This is a genomic window from Actinoplanes sp. NPDC051475, assembly GCF_040689425.1.
In the GTDB taxonomy this organism is placed as follows: domain Bacteria; phylum Actinomycetota; class Actinomycetes; order Mycobacteriales; family Micromonosporaceae; genus Actinoplanes.
In genome coordinates this window covers 276254-296698 of the sequence record NZ_JBFAZZ010000002.1, presented here as the reverse complement: position 1 = coordinate 296698, position 20445 = coordinate 276254, and the positions used below count along the sequence as shown (strand labels likewise).

At 69.3% G+C, this 20445-nt stretch carries 15 protein-coding genes and 1 pseudogene; 9 read left to right on the top strand and 7 right to left on the bottom strand.

Annotated features, from left to right (window positions below):
* Position 1: 1 nt before the first annotated feature.
* The 5 genes and pseudogenes from AB0368_RS05845 (at position 2) to AB0368_RS05825 (ending at position 4699) form a co-directional block, all read left to right on the top strand.
* On the top strand, positions 2 to 328 hold the full coding sequence (locus tag AB0368_RS05845; protein ID WP_366152628.1) for a WXG100 family type VII secretion target: 327 nt from the start codon (positions 2 to 4) through the stop codon (positions 326 to 328).
* Between the two features lie 20 nt (positions 329 to 348).
* Positions 349 to 645, top strand: a complete 297-nt coding sequence (locus AB0368_RS05840) for a WXG100 family type VII secretion target (RefSeq protein ID WP_366152627.1) — start codon at positions 349 to 351, stop codon at positions 643 to 645.
* A 412-nt stretch (positions 646 to 1057) separates the two neighbouring features.
* A pseudogene (locus tag AB0368_RS05835) lies at positions 1058 to 1447 on the top strand (SseB family protein); the annotation flags it as partial.
* 1764 nt (positions 1448 to 3211) lie between these two features.
* Positions 3212 to 4264, top strand: coding sequence for an SseB family protein (locus AB0368_RS05830; RefSeq protein WP_366152919.1), 1053 nt, complete (start codon positions 3212 to 3214; stop codon positions 4262 to 4264).
* A gap of 72 nt (positions 4265 to 4336) precedes the next feature.
* Positions 4337 to 4699, top strand: a complete 363-nt coding sequence (locus AB0368_RS05825; RefSeq protein WP_366152626.1) for a hypothetical protein — start codon at positions 4337 to 4339, stop codon at positions 4697 to 4699.
* 10 nt (positions 4700 to 4709) lie between these two features.
* On the opposite strand, the gene AB0368_RS05820 is transcribed toward AB0368_RS05825, so the two are convergent.
* From AB0368_RS05820 to acs, 5 genes are all read right to left on the bottom strand, one after another.
* Entirely contained in the window at positions 4710 to 5630 is a 921-nt protein-coding gene (locus AB0368_RS05820; RefSeq protein ID WP_366152625.1) for an alpha/beta hydrolase, read from the bottom strand.
* Positions 5631 to 5674: 44 nt separating this feature from the next.
* Positions 5675 to 6151 (bottom strand): hypothetical protein, encoded by a 477-nt coding sequence (locus AB0368_RS05815; RefSeq protein WP_366152624.1) that lies wholly within the window; start codon positions 6149 to 6151, stop codon positions 5675 to 5677.
* Between the two features lie 114 nt (positions 6152 to 6265).
* Entirely contained in the window at positions 6266 to 8635 is a 2370-nt protein-coding gene (locus tag AB0368_RS05810; RefSeq protein ID WP_366152918.1) for an immune inhibitor A domain-containing protein, read from the bottom strand.
* Between the two features lie 200 nt (positions 8636 to 8835).
* Positions 8836 to 11199, bottom strand: coding sequence for an immune inhibitor A domain-containing protein (locus AB0368_RS05805; RefSeq protein WP_366152917.1), 2364 nt, complete (start codon positions 11197 to 11199; stop codon positions 8836 to 8838).
* Positions 11200 to 11470: 271 nt separating this feature from the next.
* Positions 11471 to 13456, bottom strand: a complete 1986-nt coding sequence (gene acs / locus AB0368_RS05800) for an acetate--CoA ligase (protein ID WP_366152623.1) — start codon at positions 13454 to 13456, stop codon at positions 11471 to 11473.
* A gap of 160 nt (positions 13457 to 13616) precedes the next feature.
* On the opposite strand from acs, the gene AB0368_RS05795 reads away from it, so the two are divergent.
* Both AB0368_RS05795 and AB0368_RS05790 read left to right on the top strand, forming a co-directional pair.
* On the top strand, positions 13617 to 14360 hold the full coding sequence (locus tag AB0368_RS05795; RefSeq protein ID WP_366152622.1) for an oxidoreductase: 744 nt from the start codon (positions 13617 to 13619) through the stop codon (positions 14358 to 14360).
* A 58-nt stretch (positions 14361 to 14418) separates the two neighbouring features.
* A complete protein-coding gene (locus AB0368_RS05790; protein WP_366152621.1) occupies positions 14419 to 14892 on the top strand; it encodes a PH domain-containing protein in 474 nt (157 codons plus the stop codon).
* 296 nt (positions 14893 to 15188) lie between these two features.
* Here AB0368_RS05790 and AB0368_RS05785 read toward each other — a convergent pair whose 3' ends face one another.
* Both AB0368_RS05785 and AB0368_RS05780 read right to left on the bottom strand, forming a co-directional pair.
* Positions 15189 to 15989: an HAD family hydrolase gene (locus tag AB0368_RS05785; protein ID WP_366152620.1), complete on the bottom strand. Its 801-nt coding sequence runs from the start codon at positions 15987 to 15989 to the stop codon at positions 15189 to 15191.
* Positions 15990 to 16428: 439 nt separating this feature from the next.
* Complete coding sequence (locus AB0368_RS05780) at positions 16429 to 16785, bottom strand: STAS domain-containing protein (RefSeq protein WP_366152619.1); 357 nt, start codon at positions 16783 to 16785, stop codon at positions 16429 to 16431.
* Positions 16786 to 17222: 437 nt separating this feature from the next.
* Between AB0368_RS05780 and ssd the strand changes: the two genes are divergently transcribed.
* The gene (gene ssd, locus AB0368_RS05775; RefSeq protein ID WP_366152916.1) at positions 17223 to 18260 is read left to right on the top strand and encodes a septum site-determining protein Ssd; all 1038 of its coding nucleotides are present in this window, start codon (positions 17223 to 17225) and stop codon (positions 18258 to 18260) included.
* Positions 18261 to 18384: 124 nt separating this feature from the next.
* Complete coding sequence (locus AB0368_RS05770; RefSeq protein ID WP_366152618.1) at positions 18385 to 20274, top strand: hypothetical protein; 1890 nt, start codon at positions 18385 to 18387, stop codon at positions 20272 to 20274.
* Positions 20275 to 20445 lie beyond the last annotated feature (171 nt).

Below are 20445 nucleotides of genomic sequence, written 5' to 3'. Positions count from 1 at the left end.
GGTGGCCCAGACGCAGGCAGAATCCGCGGTGATGGCGCAGACCGCCGCGAAGTTCGATCAGGTCAACAGCACGTTGACTTCGATGCTCAACAAGCTCATGTCGGAGCTCTCGGTGCTGCAGACCGCGTGGGTCGGCGCCGGTGGCCGGGCTTTCGAGACGGTCAAGAACCAGTACCAGCGGGATCTGGCCGACCTGAACAAGGCCCTGGCCGACACCGCCGAAGCGATTCGCACCTCGGGTGTCAGCTACGAGAACACCGACAGCTCGGCCGCCGGCACGGTGACCAAGGCTGGTGGCGGCGGCTACAGCCTGCCGCTCGAGAACTGACGGCGGGGGAGGATCACTCAATGAACGACGGATTGCTCCGCGTGAACTTCGGCGCCCTGGCTCAGGCCGGCGCCGACATCCACAAGGCTGTGAACGACCTGGAGTCGCAGCTGAGCCAGCTCGAGGCCGACGCGCGCCCGCTGGTCGCGACGTGGGAGGGCCAGGCGCAGGACGCGTACGCCCAGCGTCAGCAGAAGTGGACCGTAGCGTCCACGGACCTCAAGAACATCCTTCGCGACATCAAGGTCGCGGTGGACCAGGCGGCGCAGGACTACGCGACGACCGAAGGCAACGCGGAGAAGCGCTTCGCGGGCTGATCTGCACGGTACGGCCGGGCCTTCCCGCTGGGGGAGTGCTCGGCCGTTGCCGTTCTCGGGTGCGTGTCGCGAGTGCGTCTCGGGTGCGGGTGTTGGGTGCGGGTCTTGGGTGCGGGCCTCGGGTACCCGGGCCGAGGGCTTTGCCGGCCGGGCTGAAGTCCTTCGACGTGACGCGCTGGGCCGACGATCGCCTCGCCGCGGGTCGGCCCCACCACGACCACCGGTGTTGACGTGTTCCGACCCCTTCCGGAATGCGGCTACTTATGGTCATCGGATCGTGTCTTTACGCGACTGTTGCGCGGGGGCAAAGCCTGGTTGGCTGTATCCACGCAGCCGCCCATTGTGATCGGGGCCTGACCTTGTAGGTTGTACGCGTTGAGGTGGCCCGTTCGCCGCGAAGGGAGAGGTGGACGTGACCGAGTGGGAACCGGGTACGGACGCCGAAGTCGCGATGCGCAACGCCCTGCGCACCGACGACCAGGAGTCCTACTTCCGCATTCTCGCCGGCGTCGACCTGCTCCTGCCCGTCTCGGCGGACGCTCTCGCAGGTCTCGCGCCGATGGGCTGGGGCACGTGGAGCACCGGCGGCCGTACGCACGTGCTGGCGTTCACGTCGCCGTCGGCACTTCAGGCTTGCTTGTCTGATTACGCCGGTTCTGCGCGGCGGGTCGCGTACTCGGAACTTGCGGAGACCTGGCCCAACCTCGAATGGTGGCTGGCGGTCAATCCCGGCCTGCCGATCGAGGGCTACCTCCCGGCCTGGTTCGTGGCCCAGCTCAGCCGTGGTGACCTGCGGCTTCCGAAGCGCGGGCCCGCTCGGGACGGCGCCAACGCGACCGACCGGATGAAGGATCTTCACGCTGCCGCGATGGCCGCCAACGCGGCCGCGGCCCAGAACTACGCCTCACCGGAGTCGGGTGGCCCCATGTCGGGCGACCCATCTTCGGGTACGGCACCCGCCAACGGCACCGAATCCGGCGCATATGCCGCAGGCGCCGCGCGTGCCGGCGAATACGGACCTGGTACGGCGGGCGTGGGCGGATACGGACCCGGCTCAGACGCTGGTAACCAGGACCCGGGGGACGCGCACGCTGCCCGTTCCGGTGGCGTTTCCGCTGGTCAAGGCGCAGTAGCGGCGAGCGGCGCCGGACGGTACGGCGGACCCGAGTCTGGGACCGGTCCGGCCGATGCGTCGCCGGCCGGTCCGGGCGGGCTTCCCGTGCGTACTCCGGGCGCCGTCCTTCCCAGTGGGTTGCCGTCGCGCGTACCGGCCACGCCGCCTGGGATGGGTGGGCCTGGCAGCTCCTCCTCCTTCAGTGGCTTCAGTACCGGGCAGGACAGGCCGGCACGCCCCGGCGCGGACGTCCCTGCGTCCTACAGCCCGGCCCCCGTTCCCCCAGCTTCCGGTGCGTCCGGTGGCCGTGGCCCGGGTTCCGGGTCGGCGGTTCCTCCGGGGAGTGCGCTGGATGCCCTGGCCAGCAGGTCCGGGATGCCGGCTCCGTCGAGTGGTGCGAGTGCCCTCGACGCGCTGGGTAGCCGCGGTGGTGCTCCCGCCCGGCCGAGCGGTGGAGACCGGCCGAGCGGTGGAGAGACGCCGCCCGGGGGTGCTGACGCCCGGCCGAATAGTGGCGGTGCAAAGGGCAGCGGCGATCGGGAGAGCGCCGACCTGCCGCCCTTGCAGCGACCGGATGGGCCTCTACCGACTCGCACGCCGATGGCGCAGACTCCGCCTGTTCCTAGCCACCTCGCGCAGCGCGAGCAGTCCGGCGGCGCGGCGACCGGCAACGCGGGCGCCGGCCAGGAAGCGGCTCCCGGCCAGGAAGCGACTCCCGGCCAGAACGCCACGACGGCCCCAGGTCAGAACGCCACGACGGCCCCAGGCCAGGGCGCCACGGCCGCCGACCAAGGAACGAACGCCGGTCGCGACAGCGCCACCAGCGAACAGGCTGGTGAAACCGCGGGCCCGGGTGGTCTCCCGCGCCGGCAGGTGGGTTCGTCCTCGGAGCGTCCTCCCAGCATGGCCGCGGCTGCTCAAGCCCTCGCGGCGAAGGGCGAGGCCGGTGCATCCCCGACCAACCCGGCAGAGAGCCCGGCAGGGTCGAGTCCGGCCGCCCGTCCACCGCAGGCGAGTATCGCTCCGCCCGTGATTCCGGGTGCGGGCGGTGCCAACCGTACGAGCGTCCCCGAACCGGCAGTCCGCCCGACGATTCCCGGTGTCTCGTCGGGGAGTGGTCTTCCCACCCGGCCGACCGGAGGGAGCCGGCCCGGCGGCGGGCTGGCGCCGGGAGAGACCGGCCGTTCCACGGCGGATACCCAGCGCTTCGAGGCACCTCGCACGGCGTCCCAGGCCCAGGCCGAGCGGGTCCCCGCGCCCCCGCCCGGTGCCTCGGCCGAAGTCGGCGGGGCCAGAGGATCAGCGTCTCAGGCCGGTCCGTCGGTGGAAGCCGGCGGGATGGCCGGTCCGTCGGTGGAAGCCGCCGGGATGGCCGATCAGGCGGCAGGGGCCGGCGGCGCCGGGGGATCAGCGCCTCAGGCCGGACCCTCCGTGGGAGCCCTCGGCGGATCGATGCCCCAGGCAGGCCCCCCGGCGCAGGCCGGAGAAGCCGGTGGCGCGCCCTCCAAGAGCGCGCAAGCAAGCGGCCGCATCGCGCCTCCGGCGTACGCCGCGGACGAGGATGACTTCATTGCCGCCAACGAGGTCGAGCGGGACCTCTACCAGGCGACGCTCGATCACAGCACCGATGCCTTCCTCTCCACGCTGCTGCTCGCCACCGTTCTGGTGCCGGTCGCGCCCGATTCGCGCCCGGGAAGCTCGCTCGGGGAGGCTGGGTTTGCGTTCCGGACCGAGGAGATGGACGGGGAGCGGTTCCTGGTCGTCTTCACGAGCCCGGACCGGCTGAGCGATCACTACGCCGAGCCTGCGCGTACCGTCGCCGTCCGGTTCGTTGATCTGATTCGGAACTGGCCCGACCCGGCCTGGTCCTTCGCCGTGAACCCTGGCACCGCGGTCGGGGCGAAGTATCCGGGGCCGCAGGTCATCGCGCTGGCCAGCTGGGCGATCGAGGCCGGGCTCGGCGGGGAGCCGGTCGAGGAAGTCGATGCTGCTGTTGTGCCGGAGCAGGCGGGTGAGACCGATGCGCGGCCTACCACGATGCAGAAGGCGGTTCCGGCCGAGCAGGTCGACTACTACTTGGAGCGGGGATACGACCGGGTGGCCGGGTTCGTGCACCGCGCCGCCGAGGTGGAGCATCTGCGGAGTCCTGAAGAGCTGTTCGCCGCGCTCGGGCTGCTTTACGACGGGTCGCCCTATCAGGCCGATGCCAAGGAGGCCTTCGTGCTTCGCTGGCCGGCTTTCCGGCCGAGTCTTTACCGCATTCCGTACGGCGGGCAGAGCGAGCAGGCGCTGCGCGCCATGGACGGGTGGGTGATCGAGCGCCCGCCGTTCCGGGGTAACGGGTTTGCGCCGGGTGAGGGCAAGGACGTCATCGCCGAGTTCAAGGTGGACAGTGTCCGGTTGCCGCACGGGGCCCAGTTGTGGCACCTCGACGCCGAGGGGCAGGAGCGCCTGCTCGCCGTCTTCGACTGCGACGCCCCGGTCTGGCGCCGGGTCAGCGAGTGACGCCGATGGGCGAAGCGAGAGCGCCGCGGGAGCAAAGGCGAGTGAGGGCAGTGCGCGTGGAGGGAGACGGCGATGCGTGACGGGTACGTCGTGACCTGGCACGGGCGCGAGTACGACGCCGCGCCCGACGGCGAGAACGTGCGCATCTATGCCCCCGAGTCCGCCGACGGCTTCGAGGAAGTGCAGCCGGGACGCTACGTCCGGGTGCTGCGGTCCGGGGAGTTCAGCGATCTCGTGTACGTCCGTACGACCTGCTCCTGGCGCGGCGAGCCGTTCATCGTCCTCGCCGAGGCCGACAGCTGGCTACGGGTGGAGTACACCGGCGGCCGGGGTCCCGTGGCGCGGTCGCTGGGGCTGGAGGAGTTCGACTTCGGGGTGTATCAGGGCTGGGCCCCCGCCCACGAGGTGAGCGAGCTCTACGAGCACCGGGTCTAGGCGAGCCGGCTCAGGCCTTCAGCCAGCGCAGGATCTCCCCGGTCACCACGTCCGCCGCCTCCTGATGGAGGAAGTGGCCCGCGTTCTCGATGAGCCGCCACTCGTACGGCGCGATCACGTAGCGTCCCGATCCCTGGGCCGTTCGTGGCAGCACCGCCGTGTCCAGCGCCCCGTGCATCTGGAGGGTCGGGGTGGTCAGGGGTTTCTGCATCAGCTTCACGAACCGGTATCCCTGGAGGCGCAACGCCGAGCGGAACACCCACCTGTACGCCTCCAGGGCGCAGAACGCCGCCTGGGGGATCCGGAGTGCCTCGCGGCAGCGGGCCGCGTAGTCGGTGAACTCCGGGGTCTGTGTCCATGTCGGACCGCTCCACCGCTCGATGAGCTCGCCGACCACCGCGGCGTCGTCCTTGGTGAGGACGTGTTCGTAGCGGGGGACCTGGAACTTCAGGGTGGGGGCCGTTGCCGCGATCTGGCCTCGCGGGTCGGCGAAGAGTGCCGCGCGCAGGCGCAGCGGGTGGGCTGCGCCGAGGACCACGAGGCGGCTGACCATCTTGGGGTGGAAGGCCGCCGCCGTCCAGCCGATCATGCCGCCCGCGCCCGTTCCGACGATCATGGCGGAGCGTTCGCCGAGGGCGCGGATCAGGCCGGTGACGTCGGCGGCCATGGTGTAGCCGTCGTAGCCGCGGGGTGGCTTGTCGCTGGCGCCGTAGCCGCGGAGGTCGAGCGCGACCGCGCGGAAGCCCGCGTCGGCGAGCCGGGGCAGCATGTCGTGCCACGCCCACCAGAACTCCGGGAAGCCGTGCAGCAGCAGCACGAGCGGCCCGGTGCCGGCCTCGACGACGTGGAAACGGCTGCCGTTGGCGCCGACGAAACGGTGGGTCCAGGGACCCTCCGTCAGGACGCACGACTCGTCCACCTGCGAACTCATGCGAAACAGCGTACGGGCACCCGGCTACGCCGGTGTTGTCCCGGTCACTGGACGCGCTCGAACGCCTCCATGACGACCTGTGTTCCCTCGCCGCAGTCGATGCGCAACTTGTTGGGGACGAAGCGGACCCGGATGTGGTCGCCCTTCTTCAGCTCCGTGCCGACGGGCGAGTAGACCGCGTACGGTTTGCCGTCCCAGTCGGCGAAGCCGTAGCAGGGGCCGGTGCCGCCGCGGGTGACGAGGCCGTCGATCCAGCCGGGGCTGGCAATGCTGTCCGTCGGGGTCTTGGGGATTCCGCTCGGCTTCTTCGCACCAGGGGGCGCTCCCGTGCCGACCGAGTTGGGAGGAATCGGGGTGGCGGAACTAGTCGCGTCGGCAGGCGGGGTGGGGGCGGCGGCCGACGGAGAGACGCTGGGCGAGGGGGGCACGGAGATGCCGGGATCGGCGGCCTCGGTGGATGAGCAGGCTGTCAGAAACCCCAGGACCAGGGACGTCGCTGCGGCCGTACGGAAAAGGGACATGGTGTTGCACCTCCGGTGAGTGAGACCCGGGTTGAGCGCGGCAGGTTCCCACCGACGGCGAGAAAGGGTGACGCCCGGGGACCTCGGTCCCCGGGCGTCAGGTGGTGCGGTGGTTCAGGAAATCTTGATCTTCATCGAGGTGCCGTCCTGCGACACCACCTTGATCTTGACCCCGACGGCCGGCAGCTTGACGCCGTTCCACGGGATCTCGTCGTAGAAGTACTTCTTGGTGTCGTCGAACGTCGACTTCGCGGCCTGGCCCCGGACGTAGCTGGGCTTGCCGTTGATGTGCAGCGTGAACGAGTCGGCCTTGTTCAGGCTGAACGGGGCGTCGTACAGCTGGACGCGGGCCCGCCACGGGGCACCTTCCAGGTTGTACGACGGCGCCGGGTGGCTGTCGATGATCAGGTTCAGTCCGGAGCCGGGGTGGGTGTTGACGTTGTTGTTCGCCACCGACTGGTCGTTGTACGAGATCAGCAGGCCCTGCTGGTACGCGAAGTGCTCGGCCCAGTCCGGCTTGGTGTTCGCCCAGCCGATGTTGTACGGGCCGGTCTTGAGGTACTTGTCGAACGAGGTGTAGCTGCGGTTGCCCGCGATGTAGAAGTTGTCGAACTCCGCGGTCGTGGTCTGACCCACGACGCTGAAGCCGGCCGGCGTCCAGGCGAGGGTGCCCTCGGCGCCGTCGGTGGAGGCCGCGGCGCCGTTCACCTTGACGGTGAGGTCGTCGCCGAAGAAGCCGCCCTTGGAGGCGCCGCCGTCGGTCAGGTAGTGCAGGCGGACCTGCACCTTCTTGCCGGCGTACGCGTCGAGCGGGATGTGGATGTCCTTCCACGCGCCACCGCTGGTGCCGGTGATCGCCGGACGGCCGGGCTCGCCGCCGTCCTTGCCGAGCGGGGCGCCGTCGATGGTGCCGTCGACCGCGGTCCAGGTGGTGCCGCTGTCGGCCGAGACCTCGAAGTACAGGTAGTCGTAACCCTCTTCGATCGAGTAGCGGCCCTTCAGGTCCAGCGACCCGGAGGTGGCGCCGGTCAGGTCGACCGCCTGGGTCAGCGACGTGTTGAGCTTGTCCGCGTTGCCGGAGAAGTACTGCTTGGTGCCCGCGAACGGGGCGCCGAGGTCAGTGGTGACCTTCTTGTCCGGGAGGACCACGACCACGCCTTGGGCCTTGGACGTGTTGTACTCCTGCGGGCCGAGCTCGAGGGTCTTCTTGTGACCCGCGACCACGGTCTCGTAGTCCAGCCAGCCGAGCTGCAGCTTGTTCCAGGCGCCGATGTCGCCGGGGCGCGTGCCGAGGGGCTCGCCCGCGCCGGAGAGACGGCTCTGGGCCATCAGCGTCCAGTACTCGCTGTTGTTGTTCGTGCCGCCGTCGGTGTCGTAGTCGTCCGGCAGGCCGAGGTCGTGGCCGTATTCGTGCGCGAAGACGCTGAGGCCGCCGTTCTCGGGCTGCATGGTGTAGTCGGAGATCCAGACGCCGGTGTTGCCGATCTGAGTGCCGCCGTACTGGTTGTACGAGGGGCCGTCGACGCCCACCGTGTTCAGGAAGGCGTTCCAGCGGTGCGCCCAGATGGCGTCCTCACCCTGCTGCGGGTCACCGTCGGACTGGTCGCCGCCGGCGTGGACGATCTGGAAGTGGTCGATGTAGCCGTCCGGCTCGTTGAAGTCGCCGTCACCGTCGTAGTCGTTGCGGTCCCACTTGTCGTACTCCTTGACCTCCGCGGCGATCTGCGCGTCGGTCCGGCCGGCGGCCTTGCGGTCGGCGACCCACTTGTTGACGGCGTCGCGGACCAGGGCCCAGGCGTTCGTGTCGGTGCAGGTGCCGTTGACGTCGCAGTCACGACCGTAGCGGGCCTCGTTGTAGGGCACCTTCACCCAGTCCGAGACCTCGCCGTCGACGCTGTAGCGCCCCGACGACTGCGTCTCGTAGTAGGTCTTGAGCGACTCGACGCCCTTGCCCTTGCCGAAGTAGAGGTCCTCGTAGTGCTTCTTGTCGTAGTTCGGCTGCCAGACCGTGGTGTTGTCCATGGTGCGGTCGGGTGCCGGAATCTTGTTGTGGAGCGGGCCCTCGAACGTCGTCGGGCCCGGCGTCTTCGGGTCGCTGTCGACGTCCGGGTAGTTCGGGTGCCGCTGGTTCCCGAACTCCGCCAGGATCACGAAGATCTTGTCAGTACGCTCGTTGCTGAGCTCGACGTACTGGTCCTGGCCGGCCGCCTTGACGGTGCGGTCGTTCAGGCCGCCGCCCCGCGTCTTGCCGACCTTCGCAACGGTGCTGCCGCCGCGCTCCTGCGTCTTGATCTCGCCCTTCAGGACGCCGTTGATGGCTTCCTGACGCAGTTCGCGGCGCTTGTCCTCGACCGGGTTGGGGAGGTCGTCCATCGCGGCCCGCTTGCTGGCCGCCGGTGTCGGCTCCACCGGCGGCGCCGCCTGGGCCACCGTCGGGAGCGAAATCCCGACACCGGTGACCATTGCGGCGCCGAGTAGTCCCACGACTACCTTTCGCACTACGTACCTCCGTCGACGTGCCCGAAACGCTGGGTTGCAGCGGTCGGCATGCAACGACCTTGTGATCAAGGCCTCAGTGAACGTATGCAAAAAGTGAGATGCATGGAAGTCTTCGCAACGAATTCTTTATGCGAAACGAAACTGCGCCCGGGAGATTTCCCGAGCGCCGTTCCAAATGTCCCAGATCAGCTGATCTTGATCTTCATCGAGGTGCCGTTGACATCGAGCACCTTGATCTTGACGCCGACCGCCGGAAGCTTGACGCCATGGTTCGGCAGCTCGTCGTAGAAGTACTTGGCGGTGTCGTTGAACAGCGGCTGCGCGGCCTGGCCCCTGATGTAGCTGGGCTTGCCGTTGATGTGCAGCGTGAACGAATCCGCCTTCTTCAGGCTGAACGGGGCGTCGTACACCTGGATGCGGGCCCGCCACGGCAGCCCTTCCAGGTTGTAGAACGGCGCCGGGTGCGCATCGATGTACAGGTTGCGGCCCGAACCCGGGTGCACGTTGGTGTTGTTGTCGACCTGCGAGGTGTCCCAGTACGAGATCAGCAGACCCTCCTGGTAGGAGTAGTGGTCCACCTTGTCCGGCAAAGTCGGCAGATAGCCGAAGAAGTACGGGCCGGTCTTCAGGTACTGGTCGTACGACACGTAGCTGCGGTGGCCGGCGATGTAGAAGTTGTCGAACTTCTTGGACGAGGTCGCCCCGACGATCGAGAAGCCGTCCAGCGCCCACGTGGTGGCACCCTCGGCACCGTCGGCCAGCACGGTCGCGCCGTCCGCCGTGATCGTCACGTCGTCACCGAAGAAGCCGCCCGCGGACACGCCACCGTCGGTGAGGTAGTGCAGACGGAAGGTGATCTTCTTGCCCGCGTACGCGTTCAGCGGCACCGCGATGTCCGCCCAAGCGCCGGCCGTGCTGCCGGTGAGGGCCGGCGTGTTGCTGGCGTCCCGCGGGAACGCCGCGCCGTTCAGCGTGCCGTCCAGGCGGGTCCAGGTAGCGCCGTTGTCCGTCGAGGCCTCGAAGTACAGGAAGTCGTAGTCCTGCTCGATGTTGTACCGGCCCTTGAGCGTGACCGCGGCGGTGGTCTTGCCGGTCAGGTCGATCGCCTGCGACATGGAGTTGTTGAGGTCGTCGGCGTTGCCGGAGAAGAACTGCTTGGTGCCGGCGAACGGGGCGCCGAGGTCGGTGGTGACCTCCTTGTCGGGCAGCACCACCACCGCGCCCTGCGCCTTGGAGGTGTTGTACTCCTGCGGGCCGAGCTTGAGGGTCTTCTGCTGACCCGCGACCACGGTCTCGTAGTCGAACCAGCCGAGCTGCAGCTTGTTCCAGGCGCCGAGGTCGCCCGGCCGGGTGCCGATGGCCTGGTCGCCGGCCGCGCTGAGCCGGCTCTGGGCCATCAGGGTCCAGTGCTCGTTGTTGTTGTCGCCGAGGCCCGAGGTGTCGTAGTCGTCCGGCAGGCCCAGATCGTGCGTGTACTCGTGCGCGAAGACGCTCAGGCCACCGTTCTCCGGCTGGATGGTGTAGTCGCCGATCCAGATGCCGGTGGTGCCGATCTGCGTGCCGCCGAGCAGGTTACCGGTCGGGCCGGTGCGGCCCTGGTCGGTGCCGTACGCGTACCAGCGGTGGCTCCAGATCGCGTCCTCGCCCTGCTGCGGGTCACCGTCGGCCTGGTCGCCGCCGGCGTGGACGATCTGGAAGTGGTCGATGTAGCCGTCGGGCTCGTTGAAGTTGCCGTCGTTGTCGAAGTCGTAGCGGTCGTACTGGTCGAACGACTTCATGTCCGCGGCGACCTGGGCGTCGGTACGTCCGGCGGCCTTCTGCTCCTCGACCCACTTGTTTGCGGCGTCGCGGACGAGCGCCCAGGTGTTGTTGCAGACGTGGGCGCCGCAGAAGTCGCGGCCGTACCGGGCCTCGTTGTAGTTGACCTTGACCCAGTCGGTGACCTCGCCGTCGACGCTGTAGCGCCCGGACGACTGGGTCTCGAAGTAGGTCTTCACCGACTCCTTGCCGGCGCCCTCACCGAAGTACAGGTCGCGGTAGTGCTCGGCGTTGTAGTCGGGCTGCCACACCGTCGAGTTGTCCTTCGAGCGGTCGGGCGCGGGAATCTTGTTGTGCACCGGGCCGTCCCACGTCACCGGGCCCGGGGTGGCCGGGTCGCTGTCCACGTCGGGGAAGCTGGGGTGCCGGTCGTTGCCGAACTCGGCCAGGATCACGAAGATCCGGTCGGTCCGCTCGCGGCTGACCTCGACGTACTGGTCCGTACCGGACTTGGCCACCTTGCGGTTGGTCACGCCCGAGCCCTGCGTACGGCCGACCTTGACGACCGTGCTGCCGTTTCGCTTTATGGGTTTCGCCTTGCCGCTCACGACGTCGGCGACAGCCTCCTCGCGCAGAGCGCGACGCTTGTCCTCGAGCGGGTTGGGCAGATCGTCCACTTGAGCCGTGTCGGCCTTGGCCGCCGGCATCGGATCGACCGGCGGTGCTGCGAGGGCACCGGCCGGGAGTGACATCCCGACGCTGGTGACCATCACGGCGCCGAGCAGTCCCACGACCACCTTGCGCACTACGTTTACCTCCGTTGGCATAACCGCGCGCTGGGGTACAGCGACGGCGGTGAACCGCCCCGGATTCGGAGCTCAGGTGAACGTATGCAAACCCACCGATGTATCGGAAGGGGCCACACGGATTGTTCGGGGATGGTTACGCATTATGGATGGGGCATAATGCAAATACCGGCAAATGGCGGAAAATGGACCGTCCACATGAAACGGCGGCAGATCCCTACGATCGCAGATCTGCCGCCGTTCATAGATGAATATCTCAGTCTTCGGACTTGGCCTCTTGCATTCCGGAGGAGATCAGGTCCATCACCGTGGAGTCCTGGAGGGTCGTGACGTCGCCCAGCGACCGGTTCTCGGCCACGTCCCGCAGCAGCCGTCGCATGATCTTGCCGGAGCGGGTCTTGGGCAGCTCCGCCACCAGCATGATCTGCCGCGGCTTGGCAATCGGGCCCAGCTTCTTGGCCACGTGGGTACGCAGATCCTGGATGAGCTTCTCGCCCGCCTCGCCCGCCGTGTCCACATTGCCCCGCGGGATTGTGAACGCCACGATCGCCTGCCCGGTCGTCGCGTCGGTCGCGCCCACGACGGCCGCCTCGGCCACCGACGGGTGCGACACCAGCGCCGATTCGACCTCCGTCGTCGAGATGTTGTGGCCGGACACCAGCATCACGTCGTCGACCCGGCCCAGCAGCCAGAGCGCGCCGTCCTCGTCCTTCTTCGCGCCGTCGCCGGCGAAGTAGACCCAGTCGTCGCCGGAGCCGGCGCCCTTGCCGAAGCGCGACCAGTACGTGTCGATGAAGCGCTGGTCGTCGCCCCAGATCGTGCGCAGCATCGACGGCCACGGCTCGCGCAGCACCAGGAAACCGCCGCCGCCGTCGGGCACCGACTCCGCCGCGTCGTCGACGACGTCCGCGGAGATGCCCGGCAGCGGGGTCATCGCGGAGCCGGGCTTGGTGCTGGTGACACCGGGCAGCGGGGAGATCATGATCGCGCCGGTCTCGGTCTGCCACCACGTGTCCACGATGGGGGCCTTCTCGCGCCCGACGTTCGCGCGATACCACATCCAGGCCTCGGGGTTGATCGGCTCACCCACGCTGCCGAGCAGGCGCAGCGAGGACAGGTCGTACTTGGCCGGGATGTCGTCGCCCCACTTCATCATCGTGCGGATGAGTGTCGGCGCGGTGTAGAGGATGGTCACCTTGTACTTGTCGACGATCTCCCAGAACCGTCCCTTGTGGGGGGTGTCCGGGGTCCCCTCGTACATGATCTGGGTGGCGCCGTTGGAGAGCGGTCCGTAGACGATGTACGAGTGCCCGGTGACCCAGCCGATGTCGGCGGTGCACCAGTAGACGTCGGTCTCCGGCTTGAGGTCGAACACGGCGTGGTGCGTGTACGACGTCTGGGTCAGGTAGCCGCCGGTGGTGTGCAGGATGCCCTTCGGCTTACCGGTCGTGCCCGAGGTGTAGAGGATGAACAGCGGGTGCTCGGAGTCGAACGCCCGCGGCTCGTGCTGGTCGCTCGCCTGCTCGACCGTCTCGTGCCACCACAGGTCCTTGTCGCCCCAGGCCACGTCCTCGCCCGTACGGCGGACGACCAGCACGTGCTCGATGCTCGGGCACTGCGCGACGGCCTCGTCGACGGTCGGCTTGAGGGCCGACGGCTTGCCCCGGCGGTAACCGCCGTCCGCGGTGATCACCACCTTGCAGTCCGCGTCCTGGATGCGGGTGGCCAGCGCGTCGACCGAGAAGCCGCCGAAGACCACGCTGTGCAGCGCGCCGATCCGGGCGCAGGCCAGCATCGCGACCGCGGCCTCCGGGATCATCGGCAGGTAGATCGCTACCCGGTCGCCGGCCGTGACGCCGAGCTCGGTCAGCGTGTTCGCCGCCTGGCTCACGCTCTTGAGCAGGTCGGCGTACGTGATCGCGCGGGTGTCGCCCGGCTCGCCCTCCCAGTGGATCGCGACCTTGTCGCCGTGGCCGGCCTCGACGTGCCGGTCGACGCAGTTGTACGCGATGTTGAGCTCGCCGCCGACGAACCACTTGGCGAACGGCGGGTTGGACCAGTCCAGCACCTGGTCCCAGGGCTTGGCCCAGGTCAGCCGCCGGGCCTGCTCCTCCCAGTACGCCAGCCGGTCCGCGCCGGCCTGCTCGTACGCCTCGGCCTTGATGTTCGCCGCGGCGGCGAGCTCGGCCGGCGGCGGGAACTGCCGCGTCTCCGAATACAGGTTCTCCAGCGTCTCACTCATGAGGGCGGCTCCTCTGCTCTCTTTAATGGTGAACACTAGTTCCGACGACCGTCCCGAGCGAGGATTGCGCGCGGCGTGATCGGTACTGCGCGAATCTTGCCACTTCCGAGCCCGTACGCGCAGCCCAGGGGTCGGCCCGTTTTCCGGCTAAGTTAGGCGCGTGACGAACGATCCGCTGGCCTCCCTGCTCACCCTCGCCGACATCGAGCAGGCCTTCACCGACGCCCGCACCGGCGTGGACACCGCGCTGCGGCACCGTGCCCTGCGACGCAACGGCGGCCAGGTGGCCGCGGAGATCGGCCTGCGCGCCGCCGTCGCGAGCGCGGCCCTCGAGGACCACCGCTACGACCTGGCCGCCGTCCGGGCGGGCACGATCACCGACCCGGTCGTGCAGGGCGCGCTGCGGGTCTCCGAAGCGCTCGACGGCCTCGCCGCCCTCTGGCCGCGGGCTCCCCGCCAGGTGCTGGCCCGGCTGCACGTGCTGGCGGCACGCGGAACCGTCGCGGACGCCGAGCTGGGCCGGCTGGTGTCCGGGGCCGAGCGGATCGACGCGCTGGCCAAGCTGGTCGCCGGCAACGAGAGGACGCCGCCGCTGCTGCTGGCCGCGATCGTGCACGCCGAGCTGCTGACGCTCCGCCCGTTCGCCGGCCCGGCAGGCGTGGTGGCCCGCGCCGCTGCCCGGCTCACCCTCGTCTCGCGGGGCTTCGACATCCGCGGCCTGGTCGGGGTTGAGCAAGGGCACCTGGACCGCGAGCCCGAGTACGTCGGCTCAGCCGGCGCGTACGCGACCGGAACCCCCGACGGCGTCCGCTCGTGGCTGCGGCACTACGCCGCGGCCGTGTCGGCCGGCACGGACGAGTTGGTTCGGGTGGCCGATGAGGTGCTGGCACCTTCAGGCAAATGACGCCTCGGTCGGGCGGATTGTTCCTTTGGTCCCTGGTTCGGTTGGCATACTCGTGCGAGTGGGAGACGACTGGGTTCGCCCCTACTCGCCGGGAACCGGCCGCTGGCTGGTCATCGGCTGGGAGGCGGTGGCATTCGGGCTGCTGGGCTGGGCGAGCATCGGGCTTTTCGAGCTGACCGGCGTCGGCGTACGCATCCTCGCGTTGCTCATGGCGGTGGTCTGGGTGCTCGGCGGCTGGCGCATCCTCGAGATGGGCGTCTACGTCAGCCCGGAGGCGCTGCGCATCCGCGGCCTCCTGCGCTCGCGCACGATGCGCTGGGACGAGATCGCCCACGTCCGCCTGCACCGGCACACCAACAAGATCGGCCACTGGGAGCTGCAGGGCGGCATGACCGTCCTGATCGAGCGCCGCGAGGGGTCGACGGTCAACACCGAGCTGTGGGCGCAGGGCGTGGACTTCCACCGCCGGCCGCAATTGTTCCGCGCGGTCTATCACGAGCTTCGCAACCGCCACCTGGCCGCGACGGTCTGAGCGGAAAAGTAAGGACGGCGCCTCACTGATGAGGCGCCGCCGCTTGCGCGTCCGACCGGGTTATCAAGCGTGCACCTGGGTCGTTGTCGACAGTCCCGCCGGTATACCTGGTGGGTCCCGCCGCAACGTGCCTGCCGTGGCTGATCGCGCGTGGGTTCCCGGTGGCCGTGCACGGAACCCTTCGGTGTTTCTCGCGGTCCCGCGTGTTCTTTCTACGCCGCCGCGCCCTTGATCACCAGGGCAAAGGCTACGAACGGTGATTAGTCAGACCCTTGCCGGTGACAGTCCTCTATGCTTTATGCCGGCGCGGCGCGCATGCGGCGGTGGCGGCCGTACAGCGCTATCCCGATCGCCACGCCCACACCCACCCCGAGAGCGGCGGCGGCCACCGGGACGGCAGGACGATCCCGCAGCCGACGGCCCAGCGGCACCGGATGGCGGAATTCCAGCACCGGCCACGAGCGCTCCAGCGCCACCCGCCGCAGCGCGCGGTCCGGGTTCACCACACTCGGATGCCCCACCGCCTCCAGCAGCGGCAGGTCACTGTTCGAATCCGAATAGGCGTAACACTCCGCAAGGTCGTACCCCCGCCCGGCGGCGAGCTCGCGCACCCCGGCAACCTTGCTGGGCCCGGCCGCGTAGAACTCCACCTCGCCGCTGTAGCGCCCGTCGACGATCCCCATTCGCGTGGCGATCACGTCGGTCACCCCGAGCAGCGCGCCGATCGGACGCACCATCTCGTCGCCCGAGGCGGAGACCAGCACGACGTCCCGGCCGGCCGCCTGATGCTCGCCGATGAGGATGGCGGCTTCGGCGTACACGTAGGGATTGATGAGCTCTTCCAGGGTCTCCGCGACGATCTGCCGAACCTGCTCGACCTTCCACCCCTTGCAGAGCGCGGCCAGATAGTCACGGGTGCGCGCCATGGTGTGCTCGTCGGCGCCTCCAAGCCGGAACATCAGCTGCGCGTAGGCCGACTTCACGACGTCCCGCCGGCTGATCAGCCCATCGCGGTAGAACGGCCGTCCGAAGGCCAGCGCACTGGACTTGGCGATGACGGTCTTGTCGAGGTCGAAGAACGCGGCGCTCGGGCCCACGGGCCGAAAGTGTAGCCGCAAGTCGCACCCGAACCGGGTTTGTGGGGTTTCTCGTGACGGTGGGTACTCGACGGTGGCGCGGTACTGAGGCATGCTTGTGTTGCGACTGGGATTCATGTTGTCGTCTGCTTGCCTTTGGCAGTCGCCTTTCCCGCAAGGTTTCTCGGTGGTTGCGCCCCCCGCGATCGCCGAGCCGATTCGGCTCGCCCCCCCTGAGCCGAATCCTCGGACGACCCCCGTCACCCCCGACGGGGGTCGTTCTTTATTTGCTCACTTCCGGCGGAATTTACGGTACGGCGGTGGGGAGGGTGCTGCCCGCGCACACGCGAGGCGGTGCCGGGTCGCTCTGAGGGGACGCGACAATCCGGGCTGAGACGGTGGTCCGGCGTGACTTTTTTGAGCGGGCCGCTCGGGCTCGCTTGGCGGGCTCGCTGGCGGGTCAGGCGCCGGTGGCCTGGCTGAGGCCGGCCGACTCTTCTTCCTCGGGTATGCCGAACAGCTCGCACAAACCGGTCACCGACAGCACCCGGCGGAAGTTGGGGCTCGGGTTCATCACAACGAAGCGGCACTCCGCCTGCGTCGCCGCCCGATAGCCCTCGATCAGTGCACCGAGCCCGGTGGAATCGATGAACGTGGCCTCGGCCAGCTCGACCCGAATCTCCGGGGGCGACCCCTCGTCGACCACGTCCCGGATCGCCTGGGCGACCTCGTCGGAATTGGAGAAGTCAATCTCCCCGTACACGGTGACTTGGGCGATGCCGTCCTCGCCGACCTCGCTCCGTATCGGGTTCTCCATGCCAACTCCATCGGTCGTGTCGGCACCAACATACCCAACGTCAGCACCATCCACTCGCCCAAGTCAGCTACGCCCCCACCCGGCGCTCCGCGTAGCAGATCAGCCCCGGGTGAGGGGGTTGTCCACAGCCCGGTGGCTCGTCCACAGGCCGCCGATCGCCCCTTGAACCCACCCAGCCAGACCGAGACGGTAGACGCCACCTCCACCGCCCCCGCCGCCGTCATCCCCGTCTCCGCTCCTCCTCCTCCTCCTCCTCCTCCTCCTCCTCCTCCTCCTCCTCCTGCTGCTGCTGCTGCTCCTCCTGCCGCTCCCTCCCGTCCGCGTCCGCTTTCCTCGCCCCCTCACCGCGCCGGCCCGTCCGCCTCCGCCGTCCTCATCGCTCGCCGACCCGTCCCGCTGGAGTCCTGATGTCCGCCCGTACCTCATTGCCGCTGGTCGTGACCGCCGACCCGGAGCTGCTCGACGACCTGGTCCGGCTCGCCGCCGCCGGCGGCACCGAGATCGACGTGGCGGCGGACCCCATCGCGGCCCGCGACCGCTACCTCGGCGCGCCCGTGGTCCTGATCGGCGCAGACCAAGCCGTCGCCTGTCTACGCGCCCGCCTCCCGCGCCGCCCCCGCGTGGTCGTGGCCGGCCACGAACCGATCGTGCACGAGGCATGGGAGGTTGCCCAGCCGCTCGGCGCCGAGCACGTGGCCATGCTTCCGGCCGCCGAACCTTGGCTGGTCGACCGGTTCGCCACCGCCGCCCCCGACGAGCCGCCCCCGGCCGGCCGCATCCTCGCGGTCCTGGGCGGCCGGGGCGGCGCCGGCGCGAGCACCCTTGCCGGCGGCCTCGCCGTCACCGCGGTGCACGAGGGCCTCCGTACGCTCCTCCTGGATGCGGATCCCCTCGGCGGCGGCCTGGATCTCGTGCTGGGGTGGGAGCAGGTCGAAGGTCTGCGCTGGCCTGCGCTTGCCGAGGCGGGCGCTCACGCCGATCCGTCCGCCCTGCTCAAGGCACTCCCGCACCAGGGCGACCTGGTTCTCCTGTCGTTCTCCCGAGACAGCCTTCCGGGAGTGCCGCCCGAGGCCATGGCCGTCACGATGCGTGCCGCACGCGAGAACCGCGACCTGACCGTGGTGGACGTACCTCGCCACCTCGACGACGCCGCAACCATCGCCCTCGCGGCCGCGGACCAGGCAATCTTGATCGTCCCGGCAGAGCTCCGCGCGACCGCATCGGCGGCACGGGTGGCAGCGGCGGCCCAGCAGCACTGCCCGCAACTCTCCGTGGTGGTCCGCGGCCCGGCACCGGGGCGTTTACGGGCCCGCGAGGTGGCCAGATCGTTAGGACTTCCGCTGGCCGGCTCATTGCGGCCCGAGCAAACGCTCTGCCAAGGGCTCGAGGAGGGCCAGCCACCCGCCGCGGGAGGCCGCGGCCCCCTGGCGGACCTCTGCCGCCGCATCCTCAGTGGCCTCAACTCAGCGCCGTGATCATCAACTGTGTACGCCGGCTCTGATCAAGTGCGGACAAAAGTCGTTCTGGATCAAGCGCGGGCTACGGCTGGTCTGCACCAAGCGGGGAGCTCGCTGGTCAGCGACAAGTATCATCCGTTCGATGGCTCATGACGTTGCTGGCCGGTCCACGGTCGACATGCCGGCCGACTCTGACCTGCCGATCGAGACTGGCTTACGGGCCAGCACTGATGCGCGGGTCGATGCCGACGTTCCAGTCGGCACGGGCGTGCGGGTCGACGCTGGGCCGTCGGCCAGCGCTGTGCGCCAGCCGCCTGAAAAGCTCGTCGAGCGGGCGAGGCCGGACGCCGGCGAGGCGGGGATGGTCCGGTGGTTGCATCGGGGCCTCACCCTGGCCGCGATCATGGGCCTGGTCGTGGGCACCCGGGCCTTCTGGAACGCCCACGCTCTCACCCGGCCTGGGCTGGCGTTCGCGCTGACCTGCGCGTATCTGGTGATGCTGATAGCGGCGATCCTGGCCCTCTGCCTGTCCAGCAGCAGGTCGCTCGCCCGCCTCGACGTGGCCGTCCTCGGCACCGCCATGGCCGTCAAAGTGATCGGCGGGTGGCCCAGCCTGATCGGTGAGAAGGCGATCACCGTCGACGAGGGCATGCTCATGGACGGCGCCACGCGGAGTCTGGCGGCCGGTCACAACCCGTACCTGAGCGCCTGGACCGGCATCGACCCCGTCCTGCCGACACAGTTGATGGACGGGCGCACCGTGTACGACTTCGGCTATCCGCCGTTCGGCGCCGAGCTGGGCGCCCTGGCGCAGCGGCTCCTGCCCTCGGTCCCCGGCATCGTGGTCGTCGCGTGGCTCGCCCTGCTGGCCACCGCCGCCCTGATCTTTCTGGCGGCTCCCACGCCGTTGCGGCCGCTGGCCACCCTGGGCGTTCTCGGTCTTGGCACGCTGACTTCGTACGCGAACAACGCATACCCGTCATTGATCGCACTGCCGTTCCTCTGCCTGGCGGTCTGGGGCTGGACCGCGATCGGCCGCGGCGGCCGACTGGGCCGCGGCGGCATCCTCCGCGCGGTCGCCCTCGGCCTGGCCTGCTCCACCCACCAGCTCGGATGGTTCGTCGCGCTCTTCCTCACGGTCGGCCTGGTGGTGCTGCGTCGCGGCGAGATGCCGCTCCGGGCAGCGATCGCGGTAGTGGCGCGCTACGTGGTCGTCGCACTGAGCGTGTTCGTCCTTGTCAGCGCCTGGTTCATCGCGACCTCCCCGCAAGCGTGGCTGACCGGCATCCTCGAGCCGATGCTGCAGCACGCGGTTCCGCACGGGCAGGGGATCATGGGCCTGTCCTCGTACGTGATCGGTGGCAGCGGGGCCCTCGACTTCTACGGCCACGCGTCGATGTTGCTGCTGGTTGCCCTGCTGATCACATTCGCCGTACACCTGCGCACGCTCGGGCCGGCCGCGGTGGTCTTGCCTTGGCTGGTGTTCATGGTGTCCACCCGTTCCCAGGACGGCTACTGGGTGCTGACCATGCCGCTGTGGATCGTCGCGCTGGTCACCACCACCCGCAGCGACTTCGCGGGCGCTCACCGTTTCCGCATTCCGGGGCGGCTGGGCGGACAGTCGGCGGCGAACCTGCCTGCCGGCCGGGCCCGAATCGTCGGCGTCCTCGCGACAGCTGCGCTGTTCCTGCCGGCCGTCGCATGCGTCGCGGTCGCCGTGGCCACTCCGCAGCCGCTCGATCTGCGCGTCCCGAGCGCGGTCTCCCGGAGCCAGCCCGTACGGACGTTGACGGTGCAGGTGATCAACCGCTCCTCCGGCTCGATCACGCCGCACTTCGCGGTCGCCACGGACGTCACGATCGCCGAGTATTGGAAGGTCGACGCCGGGCCGCAGAGCCTGCCGCCGCACGGGTCCGCGACGTACACGCTGAGCCCGCAGAAGACTTGGAAGGCGCCGGCCGACGGTCCGGCCTTCCTGCGGGTGGTGTCCGACCATCCGCAGACCCTGAGCAGCCTCCGCCTGCTCCGCTGATCACAGGATCGCACGACCCTCACGGCGGCCGTCGGTTTTCCACAGCGGTCCTCGTTGTCCACAGGCTCGGCCACGACCGGTTGAGGCGCTGAGGGCCTTCGAGCGAACGTAAGCGACCTATCCACCAGCTTCGTGCTTCCGGGGGTCGCCGTGTTCGCCTGTTTCGCTGTC

Excerpts from the sequence above, each read along its gene's own strand:
- AB0368_RS05825 (WP_366152626.1), top strand. The coding sequence starts at position 4,337 with ATGCGTGACGGGTACGTCGTGACCTGGCACGGGCGCGAGTACGACGCC.
- acs (WP_366152623.1), bottom strand. The coding sequence starts at position 13,456 with ATGAGTGAGACGCTGGAGAACCTGTATTCGGAGACGCGGCAGTTCCCG.
- AB0368_RS05840 (WP_366152627.1), top strand. The coding sequence starts at position 349 with ATGAACGACGGATTGCTCCGCGTGAACTTCGGCGCCCTGGCTCAGGCC.
- AB0368_RS05815 (WP_366152624.1), bottom strand. The coding sequence starts at position 6,151 with ATGTCCCTTTTCCGTACGGCCGCAGCGACGTCCCTGGTCCTGGGGTTT.
- AB0368_RS05770 (WP_366152618.1), top strand. The coding sequence starts at position 18,385 with ATGGCTCATGACGTTGCTGGCCGGTCCACGGTCGACATGCCGGCCGAC.
- AB0368_RS05830 (WP_366152919.1), top strand. The coding sequence starts at position 3,212 with ATGCCCCAGGCAGGCCCCCCGGCGCAGGCCGGAGAAGCCGGTGGCGCG.
- AB0368_RS05780 (WP_366152619.1), bottom strand. The coding sequence starts at position 16,785 with ATGGAGAACCCGATACGGAGCGAGGTCGGCGAGGACGGCATCGCCCAA.
- AB0368_RS05820 (WP_366152625.1), bottom strand. The coding sequence starts at position 5,630 with ATGAGTTCGCAGGTGGACGAGTCGTGCGTCCTGACGGAGGGTCCCTGG.